General features: G+C 63.3%; 13 protein-coding genes. 5 read left to right on the top strand and 8 right to left on the bottom strand.

Annotation, left to right across the window (positions count from 1 at the left end):
• Positions 1–149 precede the first annotated feature (149 nt).
• The 3 genes from ACFE72_RS17775 to ACFE72_RS17765 all read right to left on the bottom strand — a co-directional run bounded on the left by ACFE72_RS17775 (position 150) and on the right by ACFE72_RS17765 (position 2228).
• Entirely contained in the window at positions 150–824 is a 675-nt protein-coding gene (locus tag ACFE72_RS17775; protein WP_375414439.1) for a DsbA family oxidoreductase, read from the bottom strand.
• A 192-nt stretch (positions 825–1016) separates the two neighbouring features.
• Positions 1017–1640: an SET domain-containing protein gene (locus tag ACFE72_RS17770; RefSeq protein WP_375414438.1), complete on the bottom strand. Its 624-nt coding sequence runs from the start codon at positions 1638–1640 to the stop codon at positions 1017–1019.
• A gap of 153 nt (positions 1641–1793) precedes the next feature.
• The gene (locus ACFE72_RS17765) at positions 1794–2228 is read right to left on the bottom strand and encodes a DUF6321 domain-containing protein (RefSeq protein ID WP_375414437.1); all 435 of its coding nucleotides are present in this window, start codon (positions 2226–2228) and stop codon (positions 1794–1796) included.
• Positions 2229–2611: 383 nt separating this feature from the next.
• On the opposite strand from ACFE72_RS17765, the gene ACFE72_RS17760 reads away from it, so the two are divergent.
• The 3 genes from ACFE72_RS17760 to ACFE72_RS17750 all read left to right on the top strand — a co-directional run bounded on the left by ACFE72_RS17760 (position 2612) and on the right by ACFE72_RS17750 (position 6322).
• Positions 2612–3904, top strand: coding sequence for a serine hydrolase domain-containing protein (locus tag ACFE72_RS17760; protein WP_375414436.1), 1293 nt, complete (start codon positions 2612–2614; stop codon positions 3902–3904).
• A complete protein-coding gene (locus tag ACFE72_RS17755) occupies positions 3901–5214 on the top strand; it encodes an MFS transporter (RefSeq protein ID WP_375414435.1) in 1314 nt (437 codons plus the stop codon). The genes ACFE72_RS17760 and ACFE72_RS17755 overlap by 4 nt, the downstream gene beginning before the upstream one ends.
• Before the next feature lie 133 nt (positions 5215–5347).
• Positions 5348–6322, top strand: a complete 975-nt coding sequence (locus ACFE72_RS17750; protein ID WP_375414434.1) for a Bug family tripartite tricarboxylate transporter substrate binding protein — start codon at positions 5348–5350, stop codon at positions 6320–6322.
• Positions 6323–6428: 106 nt separating this feature from the next.
• Here the strand turns inward: ACFE72_RS17750 and ACFE72_RS17745 are convergent, their stop codons facing one another.
• From ACFE72_RS17745 to ACFE72_RS17725, 5 genes are all read right to left on the bottom strand, one after another.
• Positions 6429–7613: a cytochrome P450 gene (locus tag ACFE72_RS17745; protein WP_375414433.1), complete on the bottom strand. Its 1185-nt coding sequence runs from the start codon at positions 7611–7613 to the stop codon at positions 6429–6431.
• Between the two features lie 219 nt (positions 7614–7832).
• Positions 7833–8336, bottom strand: coding sequence for a ferritin-like domain-containing protein (locus ACFE72_RS17740; RefSeq protein ID WP_375414432.1), 504 nt, complete (start codon positions 8334–8336; stop codon positions 7833–7835).
• Between the two features lie 152 nt (positions 8337–8488).
• Entirely contained in the window at positions 8489–9379 is an 891-nt protein-coding gene (locus tag ACFE72_RS17735) for a hypothetical protein (protein WP_375414431.1), read from the bottom strand.
• A complete protein-coding gene (locus ACFE72_RS17730) occupies positions 9376–9759 on the bottom strand; it encodes a VOC family protein (protein ID WP_375414430.1) in 384 nt (127 codons plus the stop codon). The genes ACFE72_RS17735 and ACFE72_RS17730 overlap by 4 nt, the downstream gene beginning before the upstream one ends.
• A gap of 148 nt (positions 9760–9907) precedes the next feature.
• Positions 9908–10624, bottom strand: coding sequence for a TetR/AcrR family transcriptional regulator (locus ACFE72_RS17725; RefSeq protein WP_375414429.1), 717 nt, complete (start codon positions 10622–10624; stop codon positions 9908–9910).
• A 109-nt stretch (positions 10625–10733) separates the two neighbouring features.
• Between ACFE72_RS17725 and ACFE72_RS17720 the strand changes: the two genes are divergently transcribed.
• Together ACFE72_RS17720 and ACFE72_RS17715 are read left to right on the top strand one after the other, a co-directional pair.
• Positions 10734–12134, top strand: coding sequence for a carotenoid oxygenase family protein (locus ACFE72_RS17720; RefSeq protein ID WP_375414428.1), 1401 nt, complete (start codon positions 10734–10736; stop codon positions 12132–12134).
• Between the two features lie 212 nt (positions 12135–12346).
• Positions 12347–12925, top strand: coding sequence for a hypothetical protein (locus tag ACFE72_RS17715; protein ID WP_375414427.1), 579 nt, complete (start codon positions 12347–12349; stop codon positions 12923–12925).
• The last annotated feature ends 3 nt before the right edge of the window (positions 12926–12928 follow it).

Here is a 12928-nt window from a genome sequence, read left to right as displayed (position 1 = left end):
AGAACCGGGACCCCGGCTCTGCAGCGCACCGCTCCGCAAGGGCTGCGCGCTGCGCCGCGTCCGGGGAACGCGCCCCGGGGAGCGCGATATCGCAACACGCCGCAACACACGCCGCGTCGCGTCAACCGCGGGACGAAGGCGAAGCTCACTCACTCGGCCGCCTGCGCATTCACTTCCGCCGATACCTGCCGGATCGCGCGCGCGAGTTGCTCTGCCGGCTGGGCGCCGGACACAGCGTATTTGCCGGCGAAGACGAAGGTCGGCACGCCGGAGATGCCCTTGTCGGAAGCTTCTCTTGCCTGCGTCGAGATGAGCTCCACGTCCTCGTCGGTGGCAAGACGCTTTCGCACGCTGTCCGCGTCCATGCCGCACGCGGCTGCCGCCTGCACCAGCACGTTTGCATCGGTAAGGTCGCCGCCTTCCCTAAAATACAATTCCATCAAGCGCTGCTTCATCGCGGAGGACTTGTCGCCGGATGGGTCGTGCTCCGCCCAGTGAATGAGCCGGTGACAATCGGTGGTGTTGGGCTGGCGCTTGACGAGGTCAGGCCGGTAGGTCAGTCCTTCTTCACCCGCCGCCGCGACCACGCGGCCCGCGATACCTTTATAGGCTTCGACCGAGCCGAACTTGGCAGTGAGATATTCGTCGCGGCTGATGCCTTCGCGGGGCACCCATGGATTGAGGAAGAACGGCCGCCAACGAATGTCGACCGGCACCTCGCCTGCCAGCGCCAGCGCGTTCTCGATGCGGCGCTTGCCGATGTAGCACCACGGGCACACCACGTCGGAGACGATATCGACCTGAAGCGGTTTTAGCGCGCTCATCGGTGGCTCCTTCTCGTGAAGCTCCACAAATAAGCCGACCGCGGACAGCGCACAAGAGAGTGCATCGCGGAAGCCATCATCCCGGGGGCGCGGAATGCACTCCCGACGCCATAACGGCGGTCTGGATCTGGAACACCAGATCGCTCGCCGCCGCGTCGATTTCGGCGCGGGACCGTCGAGCGAGCGCCGTGATCAGGGACTGAGCGAAGCGCGCCGCTTTGCGGCTGCAGTCCTGGCCTTCGCAATCGTGGATGTCGCGGCGGCCTTGGCTCTTCCGCCGTGGCGGTTCAGCGTCCTGGCGCCGCCCGCGCGGCCGTTCAGTTCGGCTTTGGCTCTGGCGGCCTTCTTCTCCGCCCTCGCCTTGGCGCGTTTTTTCTTTTCGCGTTGTTCGGCGCGCAGCTTCTTACGCTTCTTCTCGCAGGCGGCACACTTGCAGCCAATCGGTTTCAGATACGCCTTGAAGTAGTCGGTGCCGTAATCGTAATTGATCTCGTCGCCAGGCTCGATGTTTTTGATGGCGCGGATCACCACCTTGCGCTTGCGGGCGCTGACATCGGATTCCGCGTTCGGCCTGCAGGCGTGGTTGATGTAGCGCGCCACGTTTTTGCGCACCGAACCGTCAATGGTCCAGCGCCCATTCAGCTCGAACAGATATTTGTTTTCGATATCATCGTGCTTCTTGTTCCTGGAATCCAGCAGCGGACCAAAATAGCGGACGATTTTAGTGCCCTTCTTGATCGGCTTTGTTGCGAAAAGGCCGAGTCCGGTGCGGGAGCGGCCGATGCGGTAAGGCTTGTTCGATGAAATGGCAGGCATGATCGACTGAACTGACGCGCTGTTCGATGGTGGAGGATATCACGGAGACGCTGTTCTAAAACGATTCCACCGGAATGTCAGGTGTTTCGCCCGGGCTTGTCGATCCGTCCCCAGCTTGAACAGCCGGACGGACCCGCCCCGCCGTCGCATGTGCTAGGCTTTCTTCTTCGTTCTGCGGTATCGTGCCAGCAATCTTTCCCCCTTCGCCGCGATGCGCCGGGCTGCAGCGGCCGTCCGGGGCACCGGCTCGCCCCAGGCGTGGGCAGACAATGCGTGGCGCGTCGGCTTACCGCGTTGATCGACCAGCGGCGGCAGGTTGGCACGGCCGTAGAATCGCACCGCCCAACTGCCCTTGCGGCGCATCTCCGCCGGCGTCATGTCGGACACCGCCTTGCGCACGCCGGGCTTCAGATGCGAACCGTCCTTCTTCGCGAATGTTTTCCGTCCCGCCGCGGTCAATCCGCCCCGCGGGTCCTTGTCACGCGCCTTGCGCGACGATTTTTTCGCAGCCTTGTTATGAACCGCCTTCCGGCGGCCGACCTGCTTCTTCCCGGCGGATTTTTTCTTCGATCCTGTCTTTGACGCCATGCGCATATTATCCACGAGGTTGGGATAGGGTCGGCCAGCGCGGCGGGCGCTCGCCTTCGCCGCGGCTTTCCTTGCGGGAGAAAGATGCTTGGATGCCTTCCCCGCGCGTTTGCGCGGGTTGGGCCGCTTCCATGGGGCGCGCGTTGTTCTTGCCATCCGGCCCAACGCGTGACGGCGCCAAGGGTTGCAATTTCCGTACTGCGGAGAGGATGAATCCGCGCGGTGGCGTGCGGCGCAATTACCGCGCCAATGTACATGCTGCCCTTTCAATTCCGAGCGAATTTGATCTAACATTTCGCTGCAGTTCGCCGTAGGACGTACCGGGTCGAAGTCCCGTGCTGCCTACCTTGGATAAAGAATCCAATCCCGTTGCGGAGAGAGCTATGACGCGCCACTTGTTCGGTCTGGCATTGACGCTCGTTCTCGCAGCCGTCGGTTGCCCGCCATCGGCTTATGCGCAGGACCTAACGGATACGCGAAACAATGGCGCCGGCGTACCGAAACCGGTATTTTCCGACACCGGCGCCGATGCGGCGGATTACGGCGCCGCGGCGGGCTTTCCACCCGGCACCCGGGCGACGGCCAGCCAGGTCGGTCACCTCGTGTGGACCTACAGCCATTTCGGTGAGCTGTTTCCGTCTCGTCCGGTAAAGCGCGCGGCGACGCCATGGCTGTTCAAGCGGGCACCCGAACCGCCGATCTTCTACAATTTCAAATCAGAACGTTTCTCGATCGAAAACTATCTCAGCCGCAATCCGGCAACCGGGCTTCTGATCGCCAAGGACGATACGATTCTGGTCGAGCACTATCAGTACGCCCGCACCGATGCAGACCGCTTCCTGTCGCAGTCCATGGCAAAGACGATAACGGCGATGCTGATCGGCATCGCCGTCGCGGAGAACAAAATCAGGTCGATCGATGATCCCGTCTCGGCCTACGTTCCCGGCCTCGCCAACACCGAGTACGGAAGCACGCCGCTCCGGGCGCTGTTGCACATGTCGTCGGGAGTTTCCTTTACCGAGAACTACGACGGGTCCGACGACATCGCCCGGCTCGCACGCGACCTGTTTGAAGAGCCGGGCAAGGACCCCGTCGCCAGCGTTGCACGATTCAATACGCGCGTCGCTCCGCCGGGAACCAAGTGGCACTACGCCAGCGCCGAGACGGAAATCCTGGGTTTGGTATTGCGGGCTGCCGTCGGTGAACCCGTGGCTGATTATCTTCGTGACAGGATCTGGCAGGCGATCGGCGCAGAGTCCGACGCATCATGGGCGATCGACGGCACCGGGCAGGAAATAACCTTCTGCTGCTTCAACGCCGTGCTGCGGGACTATGCGCGCCTCGGCCGGCTGCTCGCTCATGACGGCGCATGGGACGGACGCCAGGTCATACCGCGGCAATGGGTGCTGGACGCGACGACCGTGCAGCCCGGCAATGCCTATCTCGCGCCGGGAACGGCCACGCCGTATTTCGGCTATGGATACCAGGTCTGGCTCGTTCCGGGCGAACCGCGGCGTTTCGCTTTGCTCGGCATCCGCGGCCAGATCATCCTGGTCGATCCGGCCTCGAAGCTCGTCATGGTGCAGACCGCCGTACGCAAGCAACCGTCCGAACCATCCTCCTATGCGGAGACGATTACCCTGTGGTTCAACGTGGTCGCGCAGCTTGGGAAATGAGAGGTTTCAGCGCGCTCGCGCGTCGTCCCGGCGAAGGTGAACCCACCGAGCGGCAGCCATTTCCCCACCGCCGGGGCCTGATCATCGTCACGACGCTGGCCACGGCCTATATGGCGAGCCATTTCTTTCGCGCCGCCAATGTCACCATCGGCCTCGATCTGATGCGCGATCTGGCGATCGGGCCGGAGGCGCTGGGCGCGCTGACCGGCGCCTTCTTCTTCGGCTTTGCCGCAGCGCAGATCCCCTGCGGCTTTTTGTTCGACCATTTCGGCCCGCGCCGGACCGTGGCCGGCATGCTCGTACTCGCCACGATCGGCGGCGCCGTCTTCACACTGGCACCGGGCTGGCCGATCCTGCTCACGGGCCGGGTGCTGATGGGTTGCGGCTTCGGGGTCATGCTGATCGGCAGCATGGTGGTGATCTCGCGCTGGTTTCCCGCGGACCGCTTTTCCACCGTCACGGCCATGGTGATGTCCATCGGCCTGCTCGGCAATCTGGTCGCCACCACTCCGCTGGCCTGGGCATCGCAGGCGATCGGCTGGCGTGGCGTGTTCGGCGCCGCCGTCGTCTTCACCGCGCTGGCTGCCGTTGCGGTCGGGCTGGTGGTACGTGATGCGCCGCCCGGCCACCCCTTTTTGGCGCGCACCCCGGAACCGCCACGCCAGATGCTGCACGGGCTCTTGGAGGTGCTGCGCAACCCCCGGCTGCGGCCCATCCTGGCGCTGAACTTTTGTAATTATGCCTGCACCTTCACCGTGCAGGGCTTGTGGGGCGGCCCGTTTCTGCGCGAGGTTCATGGACTGAGCCCGATCGAAGCCGGCAACGTCCTGCTCATCGCGGTCATCGCCTATCAGCTCGGCATGCTCGCCTTCGGCCCGCTGGACCGCCTGCTCAACACCCGCAAACGGATCGCCGCCGGCGGGACGCTGGCGATCATCTGCATCCTCGCGGCATTGGCGCTGCTGTCGCATCCGCCGGTCTGGGTGCCAATCGGCGCGATTCTGTGCATCGGTTTCTTCTCGGCCTCCTCGACCATGGTCATGACGCATGGCCGCGGCACCATTCCGGACCGCCTGATCGGGCGCGGCATCGCGACCATCAACACCTGCGTGATGTTCGGCGTCGCGTGCATGCAGACGCTGTCCGGCATCATCGTCGGCGCATTCGAACCGCTGTCCGGCGGCGCCCGCAGTGAATCCGCTTACCGCGCGCTATTCGCGGTGTTGACCCTGGTGCTGATCGCAGCGGTCGCGATCTACAGCCGCTCGCAGGACGTAAGGCCCAGCGACGAAATGCTGGGGCGGCGATAGCCGGGGGCATGAGCTCCACCGCGGATGCATTGCGACAAAAGGTCCGATAGTCTGTCGAGCAGAACGAAAAGAAACATGGGGTTGAGGAAGGGCGATGAGGCGGCTTAGCCTTAGCCCTGGCGTGGAGGGAACGATGAAGCTCGTTGCGAAGCTGTTCGCCGCGTTGCTTGTGCTGCTCATAGCGCAAGCGGCATCGGCGCAATCCGGTTATCCGAACCGCCCAGTGAAAATCCTGGTCGGCTTCACGCCCGGTACCGCGCCCGACCTTGCGGCGCGCATCCTTGCTGACCGGTTTTCGGACCTCTGGGGCACGCCGTTCGTGGTCGAGAACGTTCCCGGCGCCGGCAGCAACGTCGCCACCGATCGCGTCGCCAAGGCGGTAGCCGACGGCACCACGCTGCTGATGGGCGGCAACCCGTCGCTCGTCATCAATCCAAGCCTTTACGAGAAACTGCCGTTCGATCCGGTCAAGGACTTTGCGCCGATCTCCCAGGTGTTCATCGCGGCAAACGTGCTCGCCGTTCCAATCGACCAGCCGGTCAAAACCGTGGCGGAGCTGGTGGCGCTCGCCAAGGCGCAGCCCGGCCAGTTGTCCTATGCGCATGCCGGCGTGGGCACCTCGCAGCATCTCGGCGCCGAATTGTTCAAATACATGGCGCAGGTCGATATTGCAGCGGTGCCCTATCGCGGCAGCACGGCGTTGATGCCCGACCTGCTCGCCGGCCGCATCAACATGTCGTTCGCCAATATCGTGAACGTGTTGCCGCTCGCGCGCGAAGGGAAATTGCGCGCGCTGGCGATCACCTCGCGCAAGCGCTCAGGCTTGGCGCCGGAGTTGCCGACCATGGCGGAATCCGGCTTTCCCGGCTTCGAAGCCGTGCCGTGGTTCGGCCTGCTCGCGCCGGCCGGCACGCCGAAGGACGTTCTCGATAAATTGCACGATGAGACCGTCAGAACCCTGGCGATGCCGGAGGTTCGCAGGAAGTTCGATGAGCTTGGGCTGGAGCCAATCGGCAATACGCCGGCCGAGTTTGCAGCGGTCATCAGGAAAGAGACGCCGGAGTGGGCGAAGGTGATCAAGGATGCCGGCATCAAGCTCGGCAACTAGCTCACATAGGGCCCAAAAGCGAAGCGTATTGCATCATGTTGAGGCGACTGGCGGGTTACGCTTCCGGCTAATCCGACTACAATCTCCAGCCAGCGCGGCCCGGAGGTCATTGCAGCCGGACCGGCAGATTGAGCGGGCCGCGGAAACCGAATCCGTGCCAGCGCACGCCGGCCGGATCAGGCAAGGTCATGTTGGGGAAGCGCTCGAACAGCATGGGCAGCAGGATGACGCCAACGGTTCGCCGCGACAACTGCGCGCCCGCGCAATGGTGCGGGCCGTTGCCGAAAGCCTGGTGAGGATTGGGCTCGCGCAGCGCATTGTAGTTCTCGCCGTCTTCGAACACCTCCTCGTCCCGGTTGGCCGACGCCTGGATCGTCATCACGGTGTCGCCCTTCGGGATCCGGCAGCCGCGAATTTCAGTGTCCTCCATGACCCGCCGAGAACTCGCCTGGATCGGCGCCACCCACCGCACGCCTTCCTCGAAGGCCGCACGCCACCGGCCGGCTGCGCGCACGGCTTCAAGCTGATCCGGATGGGTAAGCAGACCGTAGAGGATGGTCAGCAAGGCGTCGCGCGGTTCGTTGATGCCGCCGCCGATCGCGATCTTGACGTTGGCGATGATCTGGCTTTCCGGAATCGGATTGTTCGCGTTTACCATGAAGGAGAGCGCCGATGAGTCCGGCTCGGCGGCCACGCGCGTCGCGTTGGCGCGGATGCATGTGTCCATTTCCGCATTGGCGATATCGGTGGCTTCGAAAGGTCCCGGCGTCCAGCCGAAATTGCCGGCGCCGTCGATCAGCGTCTGCGACCATCGCTGCATGGCTTCGTCGCTCGCATCCGGAACGCCCATTGCATGCGCCAGAATCCGCGCGGCAAGCGGTCCGGCAAGGGCGGGAAACAGATCGACGACTTCGCCGCGCGGCAGCCGGTCGAGATAGGCCGCGGCGAGTTTCGCATATAGCGGCGCCCACACCGATTCGATCGTCTTGGGCATCAATGCCGGCATCATCGCCATGCGCTCGGCGCGGTGCTCCTCATGGTCCTTGCGCATCAGCGTGCGTGCAAGAAAGGCGCGCCTCATGGGCGTGTCGGGGTCGTCGGAGCTGAACAGCGCGGCATTATCCTTCACCATTCTGGTGTCGGCAGCCCTGGTGAGGAAGGTACGGCCCACGGATTTGACCCGTAATACCGGCGCTTCGCGTCTCAGGCGCCGGTAGATCGGATACGGATCGCGCGTGAGTTCATCAATCGTTATGGTGTCGTCGAGGGGAGCCAGACCCGCGGTCGGCATGGGGCGATCCTGTTGGCTGCGGCCCATATGTGACAAACCATAAGGGCGGGCGCGGGACAGCGCAACCAAGGCGGCTGACCAGGTTATAAATAAGCCGCAACAAGCGGCGAGCCTGACGGGCCCCCACAAGGCGCGGTCGCGGTGTAATCGAAAGCCAAAGGCCGCCCGTTCGGCGGCCTCTTTCGTGTGCTGGAAAGCAGCCTGCGCGGCGGTGCTCGATTACATCTCTGCTTCGGCTTCGACGTTCACCACCGCCTTGGCAAGGGTGGATAACGCCGCGTCCGTCGCCTTTTCTTCCTTCAGCGTTGCCTCCAGCAGCGCCGCGGCGTCAGGCATGCCCAACTCATCGGCCCAGGTCCTGAGCGTGCCGTAGCGCGAAATCTCGTAATGCTCGACGGCCTGCGCCGCCGCGGTAAGACCGGCATCGAGAGCCGGCATGCCCTTGTAGTCGGTCATGATCTCCGCGCCCTCGTCGGTAATGCCCATGATGGCTTCGCACTTTTTGGCCTGCGGCTTCTTGCCCAAAATTCTGAACACCTGTTCGAGCCGTTTGATCTGGCCGCGCGTTTCCCGCTCGTGCTTGACGAATGCGGCCTTCAAATCTTTCGACTGCGCGGCCTTCGCCATTTTAGGCAGCGTTTTCAGGATTTTGTTTTCGGCGAAATAGACATCTTTCAGCGTGTCGTGGAAAAGGTCGCTGAGCAGTTTCGGCTTTTTGGCCACGGCTATCCTCCAGTGCCCCGCAATGCGGAGGCGTCGGTTTTGTTTGTTGAGCGGCAACGCGCCGATATGAACAAAGGTTCCAGAATGAAACCGCGCGTGACCGTCCCCGCGCGGCCGATTGATTTGTGCGTTCGCGAACCGGCACGGTGCCGCTATCGTCCGTCGTATTGTTCGGGCTCCATCGCCCACAGCCACTGGTCGTGACCGTGCGCGTAGTTGCGATTGGTCTGCGCCGGATTGCGGTTGACCAGTTGCCGCAGATACATCGGGTGGGTGGCGCTGCGCACCTCGTGCTCGATCGTGAACACAGGCCGGCCGCTTGCAGGTTCGACGATGTCGCGGAAGCGATATTGGTATTGATTGTCGTCGCTGTAGATCAAATTGCGCTCGCCGAGCCGTCGATAGGGCCCGGAAAAGTCGGTGATGTACATCTGCACGTGGTGGCCGTCATAGGCCGGCTGCGGCCGGTCGGTTTCGCGGAAGCGGAAATACTGATCCCGGCCCGTCTTCACCTGCGCGACCGTACCGTCGCCGTTCTGCAACGCGGCCGGCATTCCCATGATCTGCCGATAAAACGCGCAAATACCCGGCGCGGTCCCAACCGGCACGTCAAACTCGACATAAGGGATGCCGAGCGTGATGCGTCCGAACCGTGCGGCGTCCGGCTCGTAGCACCGCACGCGATTGCCCCACGGGCACGTCGCCTCAACATAGTCGTTGTGTTCGCTGAACGCGAAGGCCGACCCGTCAAGCTTTTTGGCGACCGACGCAAGCCGGGCAAGCAGCGCCTCGCGGCCCGACATCACGATACCGGTATAGCCGCGCAGCACCTGAGCCTCGCCGCTGGGCAGATGAAACTGGCTTCTGCCCACGTTGATCCACATGTTGCTGTCGGACACCATCACGTAGGGATCGCGGGTAAGTCCCAGCCCGGCCACATAGAACAGCGACGCCAGGCGCTGATCTGGCACCTGGACATTGACATGCTCGAAATGAATCGAGTTGCCGAGATCTTCGGCGGCGCGGTCGAATTGCTGGTTCATGCTGAAGGCATCCGGTGCAGGGCACACAGCTTGTTGCCGTCCGGATCGCGCAAATACGCGATATAGAGTTTCATTCCATTGCCTTCGCGTATCCCCGGCGGGTCTTCGCAGGTCTTTCCCCCGTGCGCGATACCGGCCGCATGAAACGCGTCGGCCGCTTCCGCCGACTCGGCGATGAAGCCGATGGTGCCGCCATTTGCCGGGGTTGCGGGTTTGCCGTCGATCGGCTTCGACACCGAGAAGGTGCCGGTCTTGGTTCGATAGAAAATGCGCTGGCGGTCGACCCGCCCAGGCGGGACGCCGAGGGGGCCGAGCAGCGCGTCATAAAACGACTTGGCTTTGTCCAGGTCGTTGGTTCCGATCATGATATGCGAAAACATCCTGCTATTTCCTCCCGATGTTCGTTGGAACGATGCCGCTTAGCTTCTGCGCTCGACTTTTACGGAATGAACGCTGATCGCGCTAGTGGCTGCCTGGCGTCGCCGTAAGTCCTGCCGCGGGCGGCCTTGCCCGCGCGTCGCGAAGTACTCACGCCCCAGGCCGGCCCATCGATCGCAGCATCGCATCAAGCAGTGTTTCGGCCTCGGTACCCTCGGGCAGGCGATGCAGGATATCGGTCAGCCGGCCGTCCAGCAGCAGCATGGTAAAGCCGTGCACCAGCGACCACGCCCGCGCGACGGCCGCGGCCTGATCCAGCGACAGCGTTTCGGCGGTGATATGTTCGTGGCGGCTGGCGCCGATCGCACCGGCGAGGCCGGCAAACGACGCATTTGCGGCCTCGTGCAGCGACGGCCGCGCCATGTCGAGCCGCTCGGTACGGAACATCAGCCCGTACATGCCGGGATGCGCGCGCGCATAGGCGACATAGGCTTTTGCCCGGGCCATGGCCCTGTCGAGCGGCGACGGACCGCGGGAATCCGCCGCGGCCATCGCGACATTGAACTGGCGAAAGCCGATCGCGGCGAGTTCACTGAGAAGGCCGGTCAAGTCGCCGAAATGATGGGTCGGTGCGGCATGCGACACGCCGGCTTCCCGCGCCACCGCGCGAAGGGTGAGACCCTGCAGCCCGTCGCGTTCCAGCACATTCTCGGCCGCCGTCAGCAGTGCCTCGTGCAGATCGCCGTGATGATACGGCGGATCCTCGCCAGCGCCCGCGCGGCGAACCGTCCCTCGCCCGCCGGCTCTCCGGTTCGACGCATCCTTGCGGCGAAGGGTCCGGATGCGGCCGATATTCGCTTTTGTCATGGGCGCCTTATAGGCTGCAATTTTGACACTGTAAAGATTCCGCTTGACCGCCATGCCGGCTTCGTCCAATAATCTTTACGATGTAAAGATCGATCCATGGGAGCGACCGATGCGGCAGCAGACGACCAATGTGGCCCGTACCAATCTGGCACCGATTCCGTTTGAATCCGACGCCGCTTTTCTCAAGATCGAGGGCGAACTGCCGCGCGAACTCAACGGCACGCTGTATCGCAACGGCCCCAATCCGCAATTCGATTCGCCCGGCGCGCACTGGTTCGTTGGCGACGGCATGCTGCATGCCTTTTATCTCGAAAACGGCCGCGCCAGCTATCGCAACCGCTGGGTTCGCACCACGAAATGGCAGACCGAGCATGACGCCGGCCGCGCGCTGTTCGGCGGGTTCGGCCAGAAACTTCCCGGCGCGCCGGCATCGACGCCGGCGGACGGCGGCGTCGCCAACACCAACATCATCTTTCACGGTGGACGCCTGCTCGCGCTGGAGGAAGGCCACCTGCCGACCGAGATCGAGCCGGGCACGCTGAAGACGCTGGGCACCACCAATTACGACAATCGCATCGCCGGCCCCTTCACCGCACATCCGAAAATCGATCCCGTTACCGGCGAGATGATGTTCTTCGGATATAACGCCGGCGGCCCGTTCACCCCCCTGCTCTCGTTCGGATCCGTCGATGCCTCCGGCATCGTCACCAGATTCGATCGTTTCGAGACGCCCTATGCCAGCATGGTGCATGACTTCATCGTCACCGAGAACCATCTGCTGTTCCCGATCCTCCCCGTCACCGGCAGCATGGAGCGCGCGAGGCGCGGGCGGCCAGCTTATGCCTGGGAGCCCGACAAGGGCGGCTATGTCGGCCTGATGAAGCGCAACGGCACCGCCGGCGATATCGCCTGGTTCCGCGCCGAAAGCTGTTACGTGTTCCATGTCATGAATGCCTGGGAAGACGGCGACCGCATCATCGCGGACGTGATGCAGTTCGAGGAAGCGCCGCTGTTCACCCATCCCGATGGCTCGCGGACCGATCCGAACAAGTCGCGCGCGCGCTTGTGCCGCTGGACCTTTGACCTAGCCGGCAATACCGATTGCTTCACCCAGACCTATCTCGACGACGTCACCGGCGAATTTCCGCGCATCGACGACCGCCGCGCCGGCCTTGCCAGCCAACACGGCTGGTACGCCTGCGCCAATCCCGGCCTGCCGATATTCGGCGCGCTGTCCGGCGTGGTGCATGTCGACGGCCGTGGATCGCGGCTCGGGCAGTATCTGCTACCCGCCGGCGACACCATTTCCGAGCCGGTATTCGTCGCGCGCGGACCTGACGCCGCCGAGGGCGATGGCTGGCTGCTGGCGGTGGTCTGGCGCGCGCCGGAAAACCGCAGCGACCTTGCGGTCTTCAACGCCTGCGATGTTGGGGCGGGTCCCACGGCATTGGTGCAGCTCGGCAGCCGCGTTCCGGACGGATTTCACGGCAATTGGGTCAGTGCAGCGTGATGAAGTCAAACATCATCGTCATTCCGGGATGCGCCACTTGGCGCAGGCCCGGAATCCATAATCGCCGATCGTAGTGAAAAGCATTGTAATTATTACACATTTTGAAACACGCCCGTTATTTTGACATTGTCAAGATTTCCGTTGACCCCGCCTCGAGTAAAGCTTAAACACATCTTTACAACGTAAAGATAACAGGCCCCGTGAGGCACGCCATGACCATCTTTCTGATCCTTGCTCCGTTCGGTGCTTTCGCCCTGCTGATGCTGATGGCCTCGGCGCCGGTCAGCCTGTTCACTTCCGCCGCGATCTGCCTTGCCGTCATCGGCTACGACGTCGTGCGCGGCCGCTCGATCAAGCTGCTCGGCGCGGCGTCGGTAGTGCTGTTCGGCGCCCTGGGCTGCTATGTCGCTTTGGTCGATCCCGGCCTCGGCACCTCTGCGATAAAACTCTGCATCGATGCCGGTGTGTTCGCGATCTCGCTGGCGTCGATCGCGTTCGGTTTCCCGTTCACCCTGCAATATGCCCGCGAGGTGGTCGATTCCGAAACCGCCGAACTGCCGGGCTTCCTGCCGGCGAACTACGTCATCACCTGGGCATGGACCGCGGCGTTCCTGGCGATGATGGCGGCAAACGTCCTGATGATCTACAGCCCGAGCCTGCCGCTGTGGTCGGGCCTCGCGATCGCCTTTGCTGCCCGCAACAGCGCCAGCTATTTCACCAAATGGTATCCTGAATACCGGAAAGCCAAGTATGCTGCCGCTCCGACCGCCGCCAACGCGATGGCCAGTTAGGAA

The sequence above is a fragment of the uncultured Bradyrhizobium sp. genome, from assembly GCF_964252615.1.
GTDB lineage: Bacteria > Pseudomonadota > Alphaproteobacteria > Rhizobiales > Xanthobacteraceae > Bradyrhizobium.
The sequence above is the reverse complement of the archived record's forward strand: the minus strand, read 5'-3'. Positions and strand labels throughout refer to the sequence as shown.

What these genes read in the sequence shown, in the direction of transcription:
- ACFE72_RS17775 (WP_375414439.1), bottom strand. Translation starts at nt 824, where the DNA reads ATGAGCGCGCTAAAACCGCTTCAGGTCGATATCGTCTCCGACGTGGTG.
- ACFE72_RS17770 (WP_375414438.1), bottom strand. Translation starts at nt 1,640, where the DNA reads ATGCCTGCCATTTCATCGAACAAGCCTTACCGCATCGGCCGCTCCCGC.
- ACFE72_RS17765 (WP_375414437.1), bottom strand. Translation starts at nt 2,228, where the DNA reads ATGGCGTCAAAGACAGGATCGAAGAAAAAATCCGCCGGGAAGAAGCAG.
- ACFE72_RS17760 (WP_375414436.1), top strand. Translation starts at nt 2,612, where the DNA reads ATGACGCGCCACTTGTTCGGTCTGGCATTGACGCTCGTTCTCGCAGCC.
- ACFE72_RS17755 (WP_375414435.1), top strand. Translation starts at nt 3,901, where the DNA reads ATGAGAGGTTTCAGCGCGCTCGCGCGTCGTCCCGGCGAAGGTGAACCC.
- ACFE72_RS17750 (WP_375414434.1), top strand. Translation starts at nt 5,348, where the DNA reads ATGAAGCTCGTTGCGAAGCTGTTCGCCGCGTTGCTTGTGCTGCTCATA.
- ACFE72_RS17745 (WP_375414433.1), bottom strand. Translation starts at nt 7,613, where the DNA reads ATGCCGACCGCGGGTCTGGCTCCCCTCGACGACACCATAACGATTGAT.
- ACFE72_RS17735 (WP_375414431.1), bottom strand. Translation starts at nt 9,379, where the DNA reads ATGAACCAGCAATTCGACCGCGCCGCCGAAGATCTCGGCAACTCGATT.
- ACFE72_RS17730 (WP_375414430.1), bottom strand. Translation starts at nt 9,759, where the DNA reads ATGTTTTCGCATATCATGATCGGAACCAACGACCTGGACAAAGCCAAG.
- ACFE72_RS17725 (WP_375414429.1), bottom strand. Translation starts at nt 10,624, where the DNA reads ATGACAAAAGCGAATATCGGCCGCATCCGGACCCTTCGCCGCAAGGAT.
- ACFE72_RS17720 (WP_375414428.1), top strand. Translation starts at nt 10,734, where the DNA reads ATGCGGCAGCAGACGACCAATGTGGCCCGTACCAATCTGGCACCGATT.
- ACFE72_RS17715 (WP_375414427.1), top strand. Translation starts at nt 12,347, where the DNA reads ATGACCATCTTTCTGATCCTTGCTCCGTTCGGTGCTTTCGCCCTGCTG.